The sequence below is a fragment of the Streptococcus sp. TATVAM-FAB8 genome (assembly GCF_046592795.1).
Classification (GTDB): domain Bacteria; phylum Bacillota; class Bacilli; order Lactobacillales; family Streptococcaceae; genus Streptococcus; species Streptococcus ruminicola.
Genome location: NZ_JAWVPQ010000003.1, coordinates 121,230 through 140,033 on the forward strand (window position 1 = coordinate 121,230; position 18,804 = coordinate 140,033).

The window sequence follows — 18,804 nt, forward strand, 5'->3', positions numbered from 1 at the left end:
AAACCTGACTACTATCTTTATCAAATATTATAGAAGTTTTTTAGCATTGCAATCTTACAAGTTTGTAAGAGAAAAAAGCCTGAGACAGTTTGTCTCAGACTTTTCAAATATATATTTAGACTTAAAATTAGATGGCTTGTGTTGTAAATCCTCGACTTTCAAGGACACGAATCATAGCATCTACTGTATCGAGCGCGGTAAAGAGAGGAACACCGTGTTCAATAGCAGAGCTACGAATAATCGCACCATCTTCGTCAAGTGTACGTTTTGTACCGACTGTATTCACAATCGCTTGTACTTTACCTGTACGAACAAGTGCAGGAATGTCATTGTCATCATCCTGACCAATCTTATCAATGATTGTTGAATCAAGTCCATGTTCAGCAAAGAACTTAGCTGTTCCGTGTGTTGCAAAAATGCTGTAGCCAATGTTAGCAAAGCGTTTTGCCAAGCCAAGAGCTTCTTCTTTAGTATCATCAGATACTGTGAAGACAACATTACCAAATGATGGCAAGTGAAGATATGACGCTTCAAAAGCTTTGTAAAGTGCTTTTTCAAGAGTCAAATCAGAACCCATAACTTCACCAGTTGATTTCATTTCAGGGCCTAAAAGACTATCAACCTTAGCAAGTTTTGTGAATGAGAAGACTGGCGCCTTGACATGCACATAATCAGATTCTGGGTAAAGTCCATCTTCGTAACCAAGATCAGCAAGACTTTGTCCAAGAATCAATTTAGTTGCAACTTGTGCCATTGGAATGTTAGTTACTTTTGATAAGAATGGAACTGTACGACTAGCACGAGGGTTAACTTCGATAACATAAACCGTTTCATCTTTGATGACAAATTGAATGTTCATCATACCGTAGCAGTTCAAACCAATTGCCAAACGTTTTGTGTAGTCAGCAATTGTTTCTTGCACTTTCTTAGGAAGTGTTTGTGGTGGGTAAACTGCCATTGAGTCACCTGAGTGAACACCAGCGCGTTCGATGTGTTCCATAATACCAGGAATAAGCACATCCTTACCATCTGAAATGGCATCCACTTCACACTCACGACCGACGATGTATGAGTCAACAAGAACTGGGTGGTCTGGACTTGCTTTAACAGCAGTACGCATGTAAGAACGAAGGTCATCTTCATTTTCTACAATTTCCATCGCACGCCCACCAAGGACATAAGATGGACGAACCAAAACTGGGAAACCAATCTTGTGAGCAGCTTCAACCGCTTCTTCTTCGTTGGTAGCTGTTTGTCCTGGTGGTTGAGGAATATCCAATTCTTTCAAAGCTTGTTCAAAGAGATCACGGTCTTCAGCGCGGTCAAGATCAGCAACCTGTGTACCAAGAATTTTGACACCAGCTTTAGAAAGTGGCTCAGCCAAGTTGATAGCTGTTTGTCCACCGAATTGAACAATGACACCTTTAGGTTGTTCAAGTTCAATAACGTTCATAACATCTTCAAACGTTAGTGGTTCAAAGTAAAGCTTATCAGAAATTGAGAAGTCAGTTGATACTGTTTCTGGATTTGAGTTCATGATAATAGCTTCATATCCAGCTGCCTGAATAGCTTTTACAGAGTGAACTGTAGCGTAGTCAAATTCAACCCCTTGACCAATGCGGATTGGACCAGAACCAAGTACGATAATTGATTCTTTATCTGACTTGATTGATTCATTTTCCCATTCGTATGTTGAATAGAAGTATGGTGTTGCTGATTCAAATTCAGCCGCACATGTATCAACCATTTTATAAACTGGGATGATTTTGTTTTCTGTACGAATGGCACGAACTTCATCTGCTGTCATGTTCCAAAGTTCTGCAATCTTAAGATCTGCAAATCCATTACGTTTTGCTTCTTTAAGAACGTCAACATCTCCGACATGACTCGCCAATTCTTGTTCAAGTTCAAAGATGTGGAGCAATTTATCAAGGAAGAAGAGATCAATTTTTGTTAATTTTGATAGCTCTTCAATAGTGTATCCACGACGAATTGCTTCAGAAAGGTAGAATAGACGATCGTCTTGAGCACGAACAATCTTATTAACTAATTCATCATCAGTAACATTTGTGAGCTCTGGCATTTCATTATGATGAACACCAATTTCAAGTGAGCGACAAGCTTTAAGAAGTGATTCCTCAATGTTACGACCGATTGCCATAACTTCACCTGTTGCTTTCATTTGTGTTCCTAGGCGACGTTCACCATTTTCAAACTTATCAAATGGGAAACGAGGAATTTTAGCAACCACATAGTCAAGGGCTGGTTCAAACATAGCATATGTTGTACCAGTTACTGGGTTCACCATCTCATCAAGTGTCAAACCAACGGCAATTTTAGCAGCTAGTTTCGCGATTGGGTAACCAGTTGCTTTTGAAGCGAGGGCTGATGAACGTGATACACGTGGGTTAACTTCGATAACATAGTATTTGAAACTATTTGGGTCAAGAGCTAGCTGAACGTTACATCCACCTTCAATTTTAAGGGCACGAATGATGCTTAGACTAGCGTCACGCAACATTTGGTTTTCAATATCTGAAAGAGTTTGTGTTGGTGCAAATACGATTGAGTCCCCAGTATGGATACCAACTGGATCAAAGTTTTCCATGTTACAAACAACAAGAGCGTTGTCAGCAGCATCACGCATTACTTCATATTCAATTTCTTTAAAACCTGCAATTGAACGTTCAATCAAACATTGTGTTACCGGTGATAATTTCAAACCATTTTCAGCGATTTCGCGAAGTTCTTCTTCGTTATCACACATACCGCCACCAGTACCTCCAAGTGTGAAAGCTGGACGAACGATAACTGGATAACCAATTGATTCTGCAAATGCAACAGCTTCATCAACAGTATTTACAATTTCAGATTCTGGAATTGGTTGGTTGAGTTCTTCCATCAACTGTTTGAAGAGATCACGGTCTTCTGCTCGGTCAATAGCTGATAGTTTTGTTCCCAACAACTCAACACCGAGTTCGTCAAGAATACCAGCTTTTGACAATTCCATCGCCATGTTAAGACCAGTTTGTCCTCCCAAAGTTGGAAGCAAAGCATCTGGACGTTCTTTGCGAAGGATACGAGTAACAAATTCTGTTGTCAAAGGTTCAATGTAAACCTTATCTGCAATCTCTTTATCAGTCATGATTGTCGCAGGGTTTGAGTTAACTAGAACAACGCTATAACCTTCTTCTTTGAGGGCTAAACAAGCTTGTGTTCCGGCATAGTCAAATTCTGCTGCCTGACCGATAATAATCGGACCAGAACCAATCACCATAATTTTTTTAATATCTGTACGTTTTGGCATTATTTTCTCCTATTTGTCAACTCTCTGATTGACTTTAAATATGTTAATGACCTTGCTGTCAGTCATTTTGCAATTTACCGACAAGATTTTGATGTCGAATGACTTTTTAACGATTAGCTTTTTCAGCTTGAAATGCATCAATCAATTCGATGAAATCATCAAAGAGATAACTTGCATCATGTGGACCAGGCGCAGCGTCTGGGTGAAATTGCACTGAGAAAGCTGGAAAATCACGGTGACGAACACCTTCTACGGATTTATCATTGATTTCTTCGTGAGTTACCATAAGGCAATCTGGAAGAGTATCACGATCAACTGCATATCCATGGTTTTGGCTTGTAAAATCAATGCGACCAGTTGCAATTTCGCGAACAGCATGGTTAAATCCACGGTGACCAAATTTCATTTTATAGGTTTTAGCACCATTCGCAAGGCTAAACAATTGGTGTCCCATGCAGATACCAAAAATCGGAATTTTCCCTTGTACGCCACGAATCATATCTAGAACTTCAGGAACATCTTCTGGGTTACCAGGACCATTTGATAACATCACACCATCTGGATTAAGGTGAAGAATTTCTTCAGCTGAAATGTTGTAAGGAACAACTGTCACATTACATTTACGTTTTGAAAATTCACGTAGAATTGAATGTTTAAGTCCGAAGTCCACCAAAACAATATTTTTTCCAACACCTGGTGCTGGGTAAGCAGTTTTAGTTGATACTTGTTCGATGTTATTGGTTGGCAACACTGTAGCTCGCAATTGATCTTGTAAATGCTCAATCGTATCACCAGCATTTGCAAGAGTCGCTTTCATAGTACCATGCTTACGAATGATTTTTGTAAGGGCACGAGTATCAATTCCTGAGATTCCTGGAATATTTTTAGCCTTCAAGAACTCATCCAAAGTCATTTGATTACGCCAGTTATTGGCACGACGGGCGTTTTCAGATACGACAACACCTTTACAAGTTGGTGTAATTGATTCATAGTCATCACGGTTAATCCCATAGTTACCAACAAGTGGGTAAGTAAAAGTCAAAATTTGACCGTTGTAAGATTGGTCTGTGATTGATTCTTGGTAACCTGTCATACCAGTGTTAAAAACAATCTCACCAGTTACATCAAGGTCAGCTCCAAAAGCCTTCCCTTCAAAAATTGTTCCATCTTCTAAAATTAAAAGTCTTTTTGCCATTTTTATTCCTCTCGTTTGCTCTCACGGGAGCACTTTAACGTTTATTAGCAGACACTTCAAAATAATTGTTAAGCTTTACCGTTAAGTACAGCTTCTAGAATTGCCATGCGGACAAACACACCATTTTGCATTTGTCGAGCAATTCTTGATTTTGGTGCTTCTACCAAGCGATCAGCAATCTCAACATCACGATTAACTGGTGCTGGGTGCATGATGATGGCAGAAGGCTTCATTTTATCATATCGGTCATATGTAAGACCGAATGTTTTGTGATAAGTTTCTTTTGAAAAACCACGTTCACTATCATGACGTTCGTGTTGGACTCGCAACATCATCATAACATCAACTTGATCAACAATCTCATCGATAGCTACGTATTTTCCATACACATCAAATTCACTTGAATACCATTGTTCTGGACCTGCAAAATACAACTCTGCTCCTAAACGTTTTAGGATTTGCATGTTAGATTTTGCAACACGTGAATGCGTAATGTCACCAACAATAGCCACTTTTAGATTTTCAAAACTACCAAACTCTTCATAAATCGTCATCAAGTCCAGCAAACACTGACTTGGGTGTTGACCAGAACCATCTCCACCATTAACGATTGCTGTTTGAATTGTTCGGCTATCAATTAATTCTTTGTAGTAATCTTCCATTGAGTGGCGAATCACACAAATATCAATTCCAAGAGAACTCATTGTCAAAATCGTGTCATACAAAGTTTCCCCTTTGTTGACTGAACTTGTTTTAGCATCAAATTCGATAACATCTAAACCAAGTTTTCTTTCTGCAACTTCAAATGATTTGTGTGTACGCGTTGATGGTTCAAAGAAAAGATTAGCTGCAAAATACTGTCTGTCCAAACTAAAGTCGGCTTCATTGTTCTTAAACGCGATTCCGCGTTTAATCAAGCCTAGCACTTCTTCATTTGATAAAGTTTCCATTGTTACCAAATGCTTTAGTGAAACAACGCCATCTGTAATTGCCATTTTTTTAGTCCTTTTCTGGAAGAATTTGATACAAGATAATACCTAGAAGTGTTGAGAAAGCAACACCTGTGATTTGTAAACCAGCAACTTGCAATGTCAAACCACCGATACCAGACACTAAGATAACACTTGCAATCAAAAGATTTTTCTTATTATCAAAATCAATTTTATTTTCAACTAAAATTTTAAGACCACTCGATGCGATAACACCAAAGAGGGCAATTGAAATACCACCGATAACTGGTGTTGGAATTGATGAAAGAAGAGCTGAAATTTTTCCGATAAAGCTCATCACTACAGCAATTACTGCTGCTCCAGCAATAACATATACTGAGTAGATTTTGTTAAGGGCCATAACACCAATGTTTTCACCATATGATGTTACCGGTGGAGCACCGAAGAAACCAGCGATAATTTGTGCCAAACCATCACCTGTAAGCGTACGGTCAAGACCCGGATCTTTAAAGAAATCACGTCCTGTTAAGCTGTTAAGAACCATCACGTGACCAAAGTGTTCAGTCATTGTTACAAAAGCGATTGGAGCCATTGTCAAAATAGCACTTGGGTAAAGTTTGAAATGATAATCAACAAAGAGAATATCAAAACTTGGAACTTGGAACCAAGCTGATTTTGCAACACCTGACAAATCAACAATGCTTTGACCTGTTACAGCACCAACTACCAAGGCAAAAATGTAACCAACAATCAAACCAAGTAAAATTGGAATAACTCCGATAATCTTTTTACCGTACATGTTAAAGAGAATAACCGCAAGAAGAGTTACCATCCCAACTAAAAGGTAAGTAAAATTGTAAGCACCATCTTTTAGCATAACATCGTTAACAGCTGTTGTCGCAAGGCTAAGTCCGATAACGATGATGATTGGACCGACCACAATTGGTGGCAATACTTTATCAATCCATGCATTTCCGGCAAATTTTACAATCAAGGCAACGATTAAGTAAACCAAACCACCCGCGATAGCCCCCTGTGCTACCGCTGCAATCCCGTCAGTCTTCATTAACATTTGCATAGTTGCAATGTAAGCAAAACTTGAACCCATGTAAGCTGGGATTTTATATTTGGTTACTGTCAAATGTGCTAAAGTACCTAAACCACTTGAAAATAGAGCAATCGCTGGATCAATACCAACTAAGATTGGTACCAAAACTGTTGAGCCAAACATTGCAAACAAATGTTGAAATGATAATCCAAACAGCATTCCTGGTTTTGGCATATCATGCACATCATATCTTACGTTTTCCACTTTTTATCATCCTCCTCAATTCTAATACTGCTTAGCTTGGATCTACAATGCTAACGCGATCTTTACCATCTACTTCGATCACTTCAACAATGATTTCCTCGATAGCACTTGTTGGGATGTTTTTACCAACATAATCAGCACGAATTGGGAGTTCACGGTGTCCACGGTCAACAAGAACAGCAAGGCTAACACGAGCTGGACGACCAAGACTTACTAAGTTATCAATAGCCGCACGAATTGTACGTCCTGTATAAAGAACATCATCAACCAAGATAACATCTTTACCAGTAATATCAACTGGCATATCAGTTGTATCTTCTTCAACTTTCATATCATCACGGAAAGGTTTTGTATCAAGTTCACCAAGCGGAATATCAATACCTTCCAATTGTTTCAAGCGATCTTGAATACGACGAGCAATGAAGACACCACGTGTCTTAATTCCTGCAAGAACAATATTGTCAAGATTTTTATTACGCTCAATAATCTCATAAGTGATACGTGTAATCGCACGTTTCATTGTTACGTCATCAACAATTTCTTTTGTTTTCATAAACAAACCTCTCTTAATATACAAAAAATCTCCTCGTTACCAAGGAGATTCCACAAAATATAGGTACAACTATACCAGTTGCACGCTTCTTTTACCGTTCTCTCCTTGCCTGCCTCACGGGACAGTATTAAAGGATAATATTTACTCTTATATAATACCAAATCGTTCATCATTTGACAAGGAAATTATGATTTTCGACAAAAAATATCTACCACTTTTTTTGCAAAACGAATAAAAAAAGTAGAACTCCTAAAAAGTTTTGTTCTACTTCTTTGCGATTATTAATTATGCTTTTTCGCTTCGCAATTTTTCAAGTGTTTCTTTAAAAATTGCTGGCACTTCAGCTGTGAAAGTCATCGTTTCACCTGTTTTTGGATGTGTAAAGCCAAGTGTTTGGGCATGCAAGAATTGACCATTACCTTTCAACGTCTTACGTGGTCCGTACAATGGATCTCCTGCAACTGGGTGTCCAATATAAGCCATGTGCACACGGATTTGGTGAGTTCGACCTGTTTCAAGCGTCAATTCAACCAAAGTATAGTTACCAAAGCGTTCTAAAACTTTGAAATGAGTTACAGCTGGTTTTCCTTTAGCCGTAACAGCTTGTTTTTTACGGTCTTTCTCAGAACGTCCAATCGGTGCTTCAATAACACCACGATCATTTGGAATATTACCATGTACGATAGCCACATATTTACGAAGGGATTTTTTATCCTTCAATTCAGCAGCAAGTGCATTGTGGGCAGTATCATTTTTAGCAATCATCAAAAGCCCTGAAGTGTCTTTATCGATTCGGTGAACAATCCCTGGTCGAATCACACCGTTGATAGATGACAAATCTTTGATATGATACATCAAAGCATTGACCAAAGTACCTGACGTGTGACCTACAGATGGATGAACAACCATGCCTTGAGGTTTGTAAACCACTGCGACATCTTCATCTTCATAAACAATATCAAGTGGAATATTTTCAGCTTTATATTCAAGTACCTCTTCTTCTGGCACTTCATAAGTCACAACATCGCCAACTTTGACAGCATATTTTGCTTTAACAGCTTTGCCGTTTACCAAAACTGTTCCTTTCTTAATTTCATCATTAGCTTGGCTACGTGACAAATCTGTTAAGTCTGCTAACGCCTTATCTAAACGAGCGCCAGCTTCTTTAATGATTAATTCCATTTTCCTCCTCTTTCCATAGGGCGATAAATAAAATCACTACCCCAACTGTTAAATACGAATCCGCCACATTAAAAATAGCAAAATTCATAAAATCCAAATGAACCATATCAACAACGTAACCAAGTCGCAAACGGTCAATAAAATTACCGATTCCACCTGAAATAATCAGCAAAAGTCCAAATAAGAACCAAAAATTGCCAGTAATATTTTTAATAAAATAATAGCAAGCTGCTCCGACAACAGCAAGTGTAATCACCGTAAAGAACCACTGCTGATTCTGCAAAATAGAGAAAGCTGCACCATAATTACGTAAATAAGTTAAGCTAAAAATACCTGGTACACATTTGCGAATGGCATTTAAAGGAATATGATTGACAATCCATTGCTTGCTTAGTTGATCCAACAAAATCAACATCACAGCAGCTAATGGAAAATAAAGTTTTCTATAGTTTTTCATTTGGTCACCTTTGGACTGAATTTTTCAAAATAATCTTTCATGACAGCGATGAATTTCAAAGCACAAGCCGATAAATTTTTATCACGACGCTTGATATAAACCATTTTATTATCTAGCTTATCTTCAAGTGGAATAACAGTAATACCATTAAAACTACGGCTATCTAGGAAACCAGAACCAGTTGCGTAAGCATCTGTCCGTTCTAAAATACCATTTAAGGTTGCACGGTCAGTCACATTAAAAACATGTGGACTATCACTGGTATCAACAAAATTCTCAGAATAATAAAGGTACTCGTCTTTTTCTTGGGTGAAACGGACCGTTGGTAGCTCCTTCAAATCCTCCATTACAAGACTTTCCTTTTGTGCCAAAGGATGAGTCTTAGCCAGATAAATATGAGTCTTAAAAGGGATTAACTCGACAAATTCCAAGCCTAATTTTTCCATACGTTGCAAAAGTCCTTTGCGATTTTGATTATTTAAATAAATAATCCCAATCTCACTATCACCTTGAGCCACCTCATCAAAAATTTGAATAGTTGTTGACTCAAAAATACGAAAATCCTTATGCTCTGGATGAGCCTTAGAAAAGGTTGTTATCAAAGGAGGTAAAAAATCGTAGTGCTGACTAGCGATAGAAAACTCATCTGAATCAGCCGACGATTGTGAAAATTGTTTCTCAAATGAGTCAAAACTCTTAACAACCTCCAAAGCTTTTTCATAAAAAGTCATTCCGTGACTCGTTAAGACAGCACCTGTCGTTGTACGTGTAAAAATTTGAAAACCTAATTCACCTTCAAGGTCCTTAATAGCTACTGACAAACTCGGCTGACTGACAAAAAGCTTAGAAGCCGCTTCACGAAAGGTCCCACTGTTTGCAATAGCTACAACATAACGTAGTTGTTGTATATTCATTGTCAATCATTCTTTCTAAAAAATCAATCATCCTTATTATAGCAAAATATAGCTAATGGCGCTATATCAAGCCCAAAGGTGACTAGCTAACCATCTTTTTATTTCAAATAAGTGTACAAAAAAAGCCTGCACAAAGCAGACTTTTCTGTTAAATTATTTTGCAATTGGATAAACTGATACTTGACGTTTATCGCGACCTTTACGTTCGAAACGAACAACACCTTCAACTTTAGCGAAAAGTGTATCGTCACCACCGCGACCTACGTTCACACCTGGGTAGATGTGAGTACCGCGTTGACGGTAAAGGATTGATCCACCTGAAACAGTTTGACCGTCAGCTGCTTTAGCACCAAGACGTTTTGCTTCAGAATCACGACCATTTGATGTAGAACCTCCACCTTTTTTGTGGGCGAAAAGTTGCAAGTTAGCAAGATTCATTTTTAACATATGTAGTGTCCTCTTTTCAAATTAGTTTGCAATGACCTTAACTGACACAAATTCTTTCGAATTCTCAGCCAAATTTGTCATTCCTAAAAGAAAGCTTTCAAATAAAAGTTGAACTTTCTCATCTGTCTTCTTAGTCATATGAGAGATATCAATCTTCATATAACCACCATCAATCTCATTGACAGCAAAATCAGCATTGCATTCTGCCAAAACTTCTAACGAATTAACAAAGTTAATCGATAAAGTTGAAACAGCTGCACATACGATATCAAAGCCATATTCACCACTACCAGCGTGACCAGTCAGTTCTACACTTTCTAAGTGACCTTTGCGGCGAATAAAAGTTGCTTGAATCATGAGAATGCTAAATTATGCGTTGATAGCGTTGATAACAACTTTAGTGTAAGGTTGACGGTGACCTTGTTTACGGTGTGAACCTTTTTTAGGTTTGTATTTGAAAGTAACAACTTTCTTTTGTTTTCCTTGTTTTTCAACAGTACCAACAACAGAAGCTCCTTCAACAACTGGTGTACCAACAACAGTTTTTTCACCACCAACAAGAACAACTTCGTTAAATGTTACTTCTGAACCAGCTTCAACATCAAGTTTTTCAACATAGATAGCTTGACCTACTTCAACTTTAACTTGTTTTCCACCAGTTTTGATGATTGCATATGTGCTCATCGTGCACCTCCTATAAAATTTTGTTGCGGATTTTTCCGCTTGTGAAGACTCGCCTAAATCGTGAACCTCGAGAGTTGCTTACAAACGATTTTCGTGCGGTTGCACAGGATGTGCATTTAGTCAACGTTCATATTTTATCATGTTAGGCTAATTAAAGCAAGGAATATGCTAGCTTTTTTTAATGATAGTACGTTTTCATTTTTTATTTTTTGTCAAAGGATACTTTCACTAATCCCAAAACAGCTTTTTTAGTCAATTTTTCGATAGCATCAATATCAATCTGCTTAGTATTTGCCATCATTTGATAGGTCTCACTACCTTCGTGGTAATAATAGGCTGTGATGTGAAAACCATTTTTCTCATAAAAACGCACGCGCTTCAAACGTTGATCAAAATTATCAGATTTTTCGTCCATAGGCTCAATTGCCAAAACGACTGGACGATTCCCAGCTAAATCTTTAACATCTTGCAAAATAGCTGAGCCGTAACCACGAGAACGAATGTTAGGGGTAACAGCTAAGAAAAATAAATAAACCACAGCTTCATTTTGTAAAATGTAAGCTAAACCGACAAAATCATCGCCATCATAATAAGCATAAAAATCTGCTAAGTCACGATAAGCCGTCAGCAACAACGGCAAATACGGTGCACGTTCAACAGCTGGAAAAGCTGATAAGTATAAGTTTTTGACATCACGGGAACTTTTTGAAAAAAGTTTCACCTCTTGACGTTTTAATTCCATTGTAAATTCACCAATTCATTCATTTCTTGATAGGCGGTATCGACTTTCTCTTGCATACTGGCATCAAGTTTGTCGCGGTATTTACCACCTTTTATAAAGTCTTCTAAAATAAGCGTACGATAATCTGAAAGAACAAAGCCTTCTGACCCTGTCACGCCCTTGCTCCATACCCAAACCAATGTTGGGTGAGCTGCGACAGTTTTAATTTTCGTTTTATGATTTTTCTTTTCAAATGTCACATCCATCAAAAGACCACGTTCTGTCCAAATGTCATCAACCGTTTCTAAACGTTGATTAGAAATAAAATTTCCCATTGAATAGATAATAAATTTCTTTTCGCCGTCTTTTTCGACAGTTTCTGATGGTTCCACAACGTGAGGGTGTCCACCAAAGATAACATCTGCACCCCAATCAATCATCTTGTGATAAAGGGTTACTTGCTCTTGAGTTGGTTCGCGTTGATATTCCACTCCCATTTGTGGCATGACAATTGTTACATCAGCTTTCTTTTCAGCTTCCTGAATTTCAGCTTTCATCTTGTCTTCATTTAAATCAGACATGTGCTTCTCATAATCCTCAGCTGACAAATTAGCTTCTAGTCCATTGTAAGCATAAGAATAACCTAAAATAGCAATTTTAATACCATTAACATTTTTAATTAAAATATCTTCTTTGTCTCGGTCTTTTTTGTAAACGCCAATGCTGGGCATTCCTAATTTATCAAAGGTTTTAACGGTGTTAAGTGCACCTGAAAGACCAGAATCAAGGATATGGTTGTGAGCTAAATCGACAACATCATAACCTGTGTCTTTCATAGCATCAGCAATTTCACTCGGTGCATTGAATAAAGGATAGCCAGCTAAAGGATAATCTGGACTAATCGTTCCTTCATAGTCACCAATTGCCAAATCAGCACTTGAAATCCAGTCTTTGGCATACTCAAAGAAAGGTTTAAAATCATAAGTCCCATCAGCCTGCTCAGCACTGCCATAAAGACCATTATGGATAAGAATATCTCCATTTGCCATGACACGCGCTGTTTTGACTTTACTTGACTGAGCTTTTGATTGCTGAGTCTTGTCACTTGAACTAGCCTTCTCAAACAGCAAGCCATAAAATGCTGCACCTAATAAGCTTAGCAATATGAATGCCAAGCAAGCCAACGTTGTCTTTTTATAAATTATCCTATCTAACATCCTTAATCACACCTCCATGCGACTATTATATCATTTTATGATTAGGCTTTCAGGATTTAACTGGTAAGAAAAAACTGCCCTAAAGGCAGTTTCTATCTATTATAGTAAGTCATCGATTAAGTCATCGACTTCATCGTGTTCTGCTTGTGGTGTGATTGTTGTCACTTTAATTCCTGCAACAGCACGCTCAACAAGTCCTTCAACATCCATGCGTTTTTCGTATTGTTCAACATTTTTGATTTTTGGATTTGTTTTTGGACGATCTGGCGCAAAGATAGTACAGCAATCTTCAAATGGTTGAATTGAAATATCAAAAGTATCGATTTTTTGTGCAATATCAATGATTTCCAATTTATCCATTGTGACAACTGGACGAATAATTGGTGTTGCTGTTACGGCATTAATGGCACGCATACTTTCAAGCGTTTGACTAGCCACTTGTCCAAGACTTTCACCATTGATGATAACCAAGCCATTACGTTCTTCACGAATGCGATCTGTAATACGCATCATGAAACGACGTGTCAAAGTCATCAAGTAAGCTTCTGGCGCTTTTTCTTTGATTTCTTCTTGGATTTCCGTAAATGGTACTTCGATGAAATCAATGTTACCACCGAATTTTGTCAATTTACGTGTCAAATCTTGAGCTTTCTTAAGAGCACCTGGACTTGTGTATGGTGGACTAGCAAAGTGGACAGCTTCAATATCAACCCCACGTTTAAGAGCAAGGTAACCTGCAACAGGTGAATCAATACCACCTGATAACATCAACATTCCGCGTCCAGCTGTTCCAACAGGAAGTCCTCCAGCGCCTTTGATATTTTCATATGAAAGGTAGGCAGCTTCTTCACGAATTTCAACTTTAAGATTGACATCCGGCCCTTTCATTTGCGCTTGAATGTTAGGCAAAACTTCAAAGACAGCTGAACCAAGGTACTGATTCAATTCACGGCTATCCATCTCAAAGTTGTGGTCGCTACGTTTACTTGTGATTTTAAATGTCAAACCTTCATGATAAACGTCAGTCATCACATCTTGAACAGCTTTTTTAATCGTTTCTAGATTTTTTTCAACCTTGTATGATGGTGAAAATGCTTGAATCCCGAAAATTTGTTTTAATGATTCCGCAACGGGAACATAGTCAGTACCATTTAAGAAAATGTGAGCGCGGTCGCGGTCAGCCACAACACGGACATCTGGATAAATTGAAAGAACGTGTTTCATGTTACGTTTCAATTTATTGATGAAACGCATGCGGTTCTTTCCTTTAGTTGATAATTCGCCGTAGCGAACCATAATTTCTGAGTATTGCATAGTTTTCTAAAGAGAAAATCTCTTTATCCTTTCTTATTAATTATCTTACTTTTTGTGTTTTTTCGTAGACTTGTTTGAAAATTGTTAGGAATTGTTCAACTTGTCCCATATCATTGTCATCATCGAGACTAATGCGAACAGCTGACTGCGCTAGTTTTGTAGGGACTCCCATGGCAATCAATGTTCCTGCAGGTTTTCCTGCTTTTGATGAACAAGCTGATGTTGTTGAAATATAGATTTCATGTTCTTCAAAGGCATGAACTACTACTTCTCCACGTACACCTTTGATACCAAAGGTTAAGATGTTTGGAGCAAAAGTATCATCCTTACCAGAGAAAATAACGATATCTTTGTGCTTAGCTAGTTCGTCATAAATGATTTCTTTCATTTTGGCGATTTTTGGAAGGGCGTAAGCTTCTTTGTCAGTAACCAAGCGAAGAGCTTTCGCTGTTGCAGCAATCCCTGCAACATTTTCAGTAGTTGAGCGAAGGTCACCTTCTTGCCCACCACCGGCTAGCAATGGATTTAATTTCTTGCTTTCTTTTTTGTAAATGAATCCGACACCACGCACACTGTGGAATTTGTGACCAGAAAAACTTGCAAAGTCAACACGGTCTGTCAAATAATCAGCTGCTGGAATTTTACCGATAGCTTGAACAGCATCCACGTGGAATGAAATTCCTGGTTTATCAAATAGTAATTCTGAGATGTCTTTAATTGGTTGGATAGAACCAATTTCATTATTAACTGCCATGATTGAGACCAAAGTTGTATCTGGGCGCAAAAGCTCTGCTAATTTATCAACATCAACAAAACCTTTTTCATCAACTGGCGCGTAAGACACTTCAAAACCGTGTTCGCCAAGCCATTTTGCGGATTCTTTGACAGCTGGGTGTTCGATATCTGATACGATGATGTGTTTTCCGTAGCGTTCTTTTTCAAATGCGACACCTTTAAGAACCCAGTTGTCTCCTTCAGTACCACCAGAAGTGAAAATAATTTCATCACTTTTAACGCCAAGCAAGCCAGCGATTTGCTTACGGCTTGCCTCTAGAATACGACTAGCTTTTGTTCCTAGATTATGCAAACTTGATGGATTTCCATAAATTTTACTTGCCACTTCCTGATAAGTGCGCAAAACTTCAGGATAGGGAATGGTAGTGGCAGAGTTATCAAAGTAAATCATTTTTTCTTCCTTCACAAAAAAATCAATACTACCATTATAACACAGTCTCTCATAAGTGTGAAAGCTTTAATCTTAAGTTTTTTAAGCCTATTTTTAAGAAAATGACCTAAAATATTTCTTAAAAGAGTCCTATCTCCTACTGGACATTTAAAATGAAAAAACTATAATAGAATCATACGCGAAAAAGGAGTTAAAAATGTCTCAACATTATTCTAGACGTCAAAAATCATCAAAAAAAGATAAGGAACAAGCCCCATCAAAGCACATTAAAAAAGGTTTCTCAGCCTTTCAAAAAACAATTGCTCTTATTGGGTCTATCCTTAGTATTATCGTAGCAAGTATCACTATCACAAACGCCTTAAAAGGCTCATCAAGTCAAAAGCCAACTGACAAATCAACGACAACTGTTGTGATTAAAGAAGGTAACAAAAGCAATAACAGTAAAACTGATACTTCTGCGTCAACAACATATTCAAGTTCTGCTGCTAACAACAGTGTTTACAATAGTGACACTAATAGCAACAATGCAACTTATGACTCTAGCTCAGATTCTACAACTTACAGTTCAAGTGCTGATACAACACAAGACAACACTCAAACAAGTTCTCAAGCGACATCTGATACTACTGCAGGAAGTGCTACTGAAACAAATCAATAAAATCAAAGAGGAATGGGACGATAAAATTCCTTATCATCCCACCTCTTTTTTACTAGGTAAAATAAACTCATGACTTATATTGACACGCTAAATTGGATTCACTCTCACAAAGCTAATGGTCGCCGACCAAGTTTAGAGCGCATGCGCCATCTCCTTAACTTACTTGATAACCCGCAAAATAAATTTCCAGCTGTTCACGTTGTGGGAACTAACGGCAAAGGCTCTACAACTAGTTTTCTCCAACATATCTTAACAGCATCAGGTTATAAAACAGGTACCTTCACATCTCCTTTTATCACGCGCTTTAATGAACGTATCGCTATCGATAGCAAAGAAATTTCTGATAGCGATCTGGTTAAAACAGCACAGGCAATTAAACCTATCGTAGATAGCAATGACTTTCAAGAAAAAGTTGGTAAGGTAACAGAATTTGAACTTGTCACAGCTCTTATGTTCTATTACTTTGCAACTATCAATCCTGTCGACGTCGCCGTTATTGAAGCTGGTATTGGTGGTACTTTTGACTCAACCAATGTCTTTACAGCGAAAGCAGTTATCTGCCCATCAATCAGTATCGACCACCAAGAAACACTGGGGAAAACTCTTACTGAAATTGCTGGTCATAAAGCTGGTGTTTTAAATCCTCACGTTCCTTTTATTTTTGGTCAAATGACACCAGAGGTCCAAAAAGTATTTCATCAAAAAGCTAAGAAGCTCGATTGTCCGACATATGAACTGGATAAAGAGTTCTCAATCAGAGAAAATGGTGAAAGCTTTGATTTTTATTATAAAGATATAAGCATTGCAAACATTACTTTATCAATGCTTGGTCATCATCAACAAACTAATGCCTCGTTAACTGCTATGGCTGCTATCATTCTTAAATCGTATTTCAAAAATATTACTAAAACAACTATCAAAAATGGCTTAGAAAATACTGTTTGGGCTGGGCGTTGTGAGTTGATGCGACCAAACCTCATGTTAGATGGTGCACATAACGAAGATTCGATTGCAAAATTGGTTGATGTGCTTAAAAATGACTTTTCAAATCGCAACATTCACATCCTCTTTGCAGGCTTAGGGCGTAAGCCTTTGACACAAATGCTCGAAGAACTATCCGCATTTGACTTAGCAGTGACCAGTTTTGATTTCTATCAAGCACAAAGCTTGTCAGATTATCCTGAAAAATATAAAAAAGTTGCTGATTACAAAGACTGGCTAAAGAAAGCTGAACAAAAACCCGAAGATTTCTTTGTTGTCACCGGTTCGCTTTACTTCATCTCAGAAGTTCGCAACTTTTTACTTAATCAATAATCCCACCTGATTTTCAGATGGGATTTCTTTTTGATTAGTTTAGACTTTCAGCAAATTTACGTTTGATGAAGTTAGCTGAATTTTCAAGTTTAGCTTCTTCGTCAGCTGGCAAAGTTAATTTTACTTGCTCGATAATACCTTCTCGTCCAACAATAGCTGGATAGCTAAGGTAAGTATCTAGCGGTTCATAGTAATTAGAAACCGGTAATTCTTCATGGCTATCTGAAACAACTGCAATCGCCAAACGAATAGCTGCACTTGCAATCCCATAGCTTGTGTATTTTTTACCATAAAAGACCGTATGTCCACCAATCATGGCTTCATGTGCAATTTTCTCAAGCGTCGTTTGGTCTGTAAAGTTAGAAATTGGTTGTCCTTTGACACGAACTTGACTCCAAGCCGTAAATTGTGAATTTCCATGTTCGCCAAGGTTATAACCGTAAACGCTACGCGCATCAACACCAAAACGTTCTGCAACGGCACGTTTCATACGAGCAGTATCTAGCAAAGTACCTGTACCAATAACACGTTCCTTTGGAAGACCTGAGTAGTGTTGATAGAGACTAGTAATGACATCAACTGGATTTGAAATAGCTACAATAATCCCTTTAAATCCAACCTCTTTTAGCTTTTTAGCAACCAAAGGCACTTCTTGTGCTGTAAAAGGTAACTCCGCAAAACGGTCTGCATTTGGATTATCTTGAAGTTTGATATTTCCTAGAGCTGAGATAACCACATCGGCATCTGCTAAAGCTTGATAATCATTAATCACAATATTGGCATGTTGATTTAGATTCGCTGCAGCATCACGGAAATCAACCGCATCTGCGGTAACTTTTTTCTCATTGGTATCAATTAAGACATAATCATCAAAAGCCCCTTGAGCAATCAGTCCATGAGCAACTGTTGAGCCAACATGACCCATTCCAATAATTCCGACCTTACGTGACATAAAACAACCTCCTTATAAAGTTATCAATCATTATAGACCTTTACCTCTAAAAATACGAAAAAAACCTAACAAGAAATGTTAGGTTACAGTTACTATTTCAAAAGATCTTGCAAAGGACCAAAAATAATTTTTTCAAGGTCAGCTACATAAACTGACAATGATTGTTGAGCACCAAGATAAGCTTTAAGAACTGGATTTGCTTCGATTTTAGCACCCAATTCTTGCATTTTAGTTTGTTCATCACCTGTAGGCATTTGACCTGATTGCAATTTGGCATAAAGGCCTTGTTGGAATTCAGTGAATTCTTTAAACAAAGCTTTTGCTTCTTCGTCAGCATCAATCGCAGCACGGCATTCTTGTGCTTTCTTGTATTCAGGAAGAACACGGATTTCGCGTTCTAGTTCATTTGCTAAATCATAAATGTTTGCCATGATATTTCTC

19 protein-coding genes and 1 other annotated feature are annotated in these 18,804 nt (G+C 37.9%); of the genes, 2 read left to right on the forward strand and 17 right to left on the reverse strand.

Annotation, left to right across the window (positions count from 1 at the left end; all coding sequences use genetic code 11):
* Positions 1–127: 127 nt before the first annotated feature.
* From carB to SFC32_RS03320, 15 genes are all read right to left on the reverse strand, one after another.
* A complete protein-coding gene (gene carB, locus SFC32_RS03250) occupies positions 128–3,307 on the reverse strand; it encodes a carbamoyl-phosphate synthase large subunit (protein WP_411049808.1) in 3,180 nt (1,059 codons plus the stop codon).
* Positions 3,308–3,413: 106 nt separating this feature from the next.
* Positions 3,414–4,502, reverse strand: coding sequence for a carbamoyl phosphate synthase small subunit (locus SFC32_RS03255; RefSeq protein ID WP_039696722.1), 1,089 nt, complete (start codon positions 4,500–4,502; stop codon positions 3,414–3,416).
* Positions 4,503–4,570: 68 nt separating this feature from the next.
* A complete protein-coding gene (locus tag SFC32_RS03260; RefSeq protein ID WP_039696721.1) occupies positions 4,571–5,497 on the reverse strand; it encodes an aspartate carbamoyltransferase catalytic subunit in 927 nt (308 codons plus the stop codon).
* A 4-nt stretch (positions 5,498–5,501) separates the two neighbouring features.
* Positions 5,502–6,734, reverse strand: coding sequence for a solute carrier family 23 protein (locus SFC32_RS03265; protein WP_074481801.1), 1,233 nt, complete (start codon positions 6,732–6,734; stop codon positions 5,502–5,504).
* 61 nt (positions 6,735–6,795) lie between these two features.
* Positions 6,796–7,317, reverse strand: coding sequence for a bifunctional pyr operon transcriptional regulator/uracil phosphoribosyltransferase PyrR (gene pyrR, locus SFC32_RS03270; RefSeq protein WP_039696718.1), 522 nt, complete (start codon positions 7,315–7,317; stop codon positions 6,796–6,798).
* A 285-nt stretch (positions 7,318–7,602) separates the two neighbouring features.
* Positions 7,603–8,499: an RluA family pseudouridine synthase gene (locus SFC32_RS03275; RefSeq protein WP_411049809.1), complete on the reverse strand. Its 897-nt coding sequence runs from the start codon at positions 8,497–8,499 to the stop codon at positions 7,603–7,605.
* Entirely contained in the window at positions 8,483–8,956 is a 474-nt protein-coding gene (gene lspA, locus SFC32_RS03280; RefSeq protein WP_074602231.1) for a signal peptidase II, read from the reverse strand. Before lspA ends, SFC32_RS03275 begins: the two co-directional genes overlap by 17 nt.
* Entirely contained in the window at positions 8,953–9,870 is a 918-nt protein-coding gene (locus tag SFC32_RS03285) for a LysR family transcriptional regulator (RefSeq protein WP_074563927.1), read from the reverse strand. Before SFC32_RS03285 ends, lspA begins: the two co-directional genes overlap by 4 nt.
* 153 nt (positions 9,871–10,023) lie before the next feature.
* A complete protein-coding gene (gene rpmA / locus SFC32_RS03290; protein ID WP_004232221.1) occupies positions 10,024–10,317 on the reverse strand; it encodes a 50S ribosomal protein L27 in 294 nt (97 codons plus the stop codon).
* A 21-nt stretch (positions 10,318–10,338) separates the two neighbouring features.
* A complete protein-coding gene (locus tag SFC32_RS03295) occupies positions 10,339–10,674 on the reverse strand; it encodes a ribosomal-processing cysteine protease Prp (RefSeq protein WP_006532514.1) in 336 nt (111 codons plus the stop codon).
* A 12-nt stretch (positions 10,675–10,686) separates the two neighbouring features.
* Entirely contained in the window at positions 10,687–11,001 is a 315-nt protein-coding gene (rplU, locus tag SFC32_RS03300; protein WP_004232223.1) for a 50S ribosomal protein L21, read from the reverse strand.
* 35 nt (positions 11,002–11,036) lie between these two features.
* Positions 11,037–11,112: a sequence feature (ribosomal protein L21 leader region), on the reverse strand.
* 91 nt (positions 11,113–11,203) lie between these two features.
* Positions 11,204–11,743, reverse strand: coding sequence for a GNAT family N-acetyltransferase (locus tag SFC32_RS03305; RefSeq protein ID WP_411049810.1), 540 nt, complete (start codon positions 11,741–11,743; stop codon positions 11,204–11,206).
* Positions 11,734–12,939 carry a CapA family protein gene (locus SFC32_RS03310; RefSeq protein ID WP_411049811.1) on the reverse strand — a complete coding sequence of 402 codons (1,206 nt, stop codon included), beginning with the start codon at positions 12,937–12,939 and terminating at the stop codon, positions 11,734–11,736. The genes SFC32_RS03305 and SFC32_RS03310 overlap by 10 nt, the downstream gene beginning before the upstream one ends.
* Before the next feature lie 99 nt (positions 12,940–13,038).
* A complete protein-coding gene (thiI, locus tag SFC32_RS03315; RefSeq protein ID WP_074560412.1) occupies positions 13,039–14,253 on the reverse strand; it encodes a tRNA uracil 4-sulfurtransferase ThiI in 1,215 nt (404 codons plus the stop codon).
* 40 nt (positions 14,254–14,293) lie between these two features.
* Positions 14,294–15,439, reverse strand: coding sequence for a cysteine desulfurase family protein (locus tag SFC32_RS03320; RefSeq protein WP_411049812.1), 1,146 nt, complete (start codon positions 15,437–15,439; stop codon positions 14,294–14,296).
* Between the two features lie 196 nt (positions 15,440–15,635).
* On the opposite strand from SFC32_RS03320, the gene SFC32_RS03325 reads away from it, so the two are divergent.
* Both SFC32_RS03325 and SFC32_RS03330 read left to right on the forward strand, forming a co-directional pair.
* A complete protein-coding gene (locus SFC32_RS03325; RefSeq protein WP_039696708.1) occupies positions 15,636–16,097 on the forward strand; it encodes a DUF6556 family protein in 462 nt (153 codons plus the stop codon).
* Positions 16,098–16,166: 69 nt separating this feature from the next.
* Positions 16,167–17,411, forward strand: coding sequence for a bifunctional folylpolyglutamate synthase/dihydrofolate synthase (locus SFC32_RS03330; protein ID WP_411049813.1), 1,245 nt, complete (start codon positions 16,167–16,169; stop codon positions 17,409–17,411).
* A gap of 34 nt (positions 17,412–17,445) precedes the next feature.
* Here the strand turns inward: SFC32_RS03330 and SFC32_RS03335 are convergent, their stop codons facing one another.
* Together SFC32_RS03335 and SFC32_RS03340 are read right to left on the reverse strand one after the other, a co-directional pair.
* Entirely contained in the window at positions 17,446–18,363 is a 918-nt protein-coding gene (locus tag SFC32_RS03335; protein WP_411049814.1) for an L-lactate dehydrogenase, read from the reverse strand.
* 92 nt (positions 18,364–18,455) lie between these two features.
* Positions 18,456–18,794, reverse strand: coding sequence for a YlbF/YmcA family competence regulator (locus SFC32_RS03340; protein ID WP_020916975.1), 339 nt, complete (start codon positions 18,792–18,794; stop codon positions 18,456–18,458).
* Positions 18,795–18,804 lie beyond the last annotated feature (10 nt).

What these genes read in the sequence shown, in the direction of transcription:
- carB (WP_411049808.1), bottom strand. Translation starts at nt 3,307, where the DNA reads ATGCCAAAACGTACAGATATTAAAAAAATTATGGTGATTGGTTCTGGT.
- SFC32_RS03255 (WP_039696722.1), bottom strand. Translation starts at nt 4,502, where the DNA reads ATGGCAAAAAGACTTTTAATTTTAGAAGATGGAACAATTTTTGAAGGG.
- SFC32_RS03260 (WP_039696721.1), bottom strand. Translation starts at nt 5,497, where the DNA reads ATGGCAATTACAGATGGCGTTGTTTCACTAAAGCATTTGGTAACAATG.
- SFC32_RS03265 (WP_074481801.1), bottom strand. Translation starts at nt 6,734, where the DNA reads ATGCCAAAACCAGGAATGCTGTTTGGATTATCATTTCAACATTTGTTT.
- pyrR (WP_039696718.1), bottom strand. Translation starts at nt 7,317, where the DNA reads ATGAAAACAAAAGAAATTGTTGATGACGTAACAATGAAACGTGCGATT.
- SFC32_RS03275 (WP_411049809.1), bottom strand. Translation starts at nt 8,499, where the DNA reads ATGGAATTAATCATTAAAGAAGCTGGCGCTCGTTTAGATAAGGCGTTA.
- lspA (WP_074602231.1), bottom strand. Translation starts at nt 8,956, where the DNA reads ATGAAAAACTATAGAAAACTTTATTTTCCATTAGCTGCTGTGATGTTG.
- SFC32_RS03285 (WP_074563927.1), bottom strand. Translation starts at nt 9,870, where the DNA reads ATGAATATACAACAACTACGTTATGTTGTAGCTATTGCAAACAGTGGG.
- rpmA (WP_004232221.1), bottom strand. Translation starts at nt 10,317, where the DNA reads ATGTTAAAAATGAATCTTGCTAACTTGCAACTTTTCGCCCACAAAAAA.
- SFC32_RS03295 (WP_006532514.1), bottom strand. Translation starts at nt 10,674, where the DNA reads ATGATTCAAGCAACTTTTATTCGCCGCAAAGGTCACTTAGAAAGTGTA.
- rplU (WP_004232223.1), bottom strand. Translation starts at nt 11,001, where the DNA reads ATGAGCACATATGCAATCATCAAAACTGGTGGAAAACAAGTTAAAGTT.
- SFC32_RS03305 (WP_411049810.1), bottom strand. Translation starts at nt 11,743, where the DNA reads ATGGAATTAAAACGTCAAGAGGTGAAACTTTTTTCAAAAAGTTCCCGT.
- SFC32_RS03310 (WP_411049811.1), bottom strand. Translation starts at nt 12,939, where the DNA reads ATGTTAGATAGGATAATTTATAAAAAGACAACGTTGGCTTGCTTGGCA.
- thiI (WP_074560412.1), bottom strand. Translation starts at nt 14,253, where the DNA reads ATGCAATACTCAGAAATTATGGTTCGCTACGGCGAATTATCAACTAAA.
- SFC32_RS03320 (WP_411049812.1), bottom strand. Translation starts at nt 15,439, where the DNA reads ATGATTTACTTTGATAACTCTGCCACTACCATTCCCTATCCTGAAGTT.
- SFC32_RS03325 (WP_039696708.1), top strand. Translation starts at nt 15,636, where the DNA reads ATGTCTCAACATTATTCTAGACGTCAAAAATCATCAAAAAAAGATAAG.
- SFC32_RS03330 (WP_411049813.1), top strand. Translation starts at nt 16,167, where the DNA reads ATGACTTATATTGACACGCTAAATTGGATTCACTCTCACAAAGCTAAT.
- SFC32_RS03335 (WP_411049814.1), bottom strand. Translation starts at nt 18,363, where the DNA reads ATGTCACGTAAGGTCGGAATTATTGGAATGGGTCATGTTGGCTCAACA.
- SFC32_RS03340 (WP_020916975.1), bottom strand. Translation starts at nt 18,794, where the DNA reads ATGGCAAACATTTATGATTTAGCAAATGAACTAGAACGCGAAATCCGT.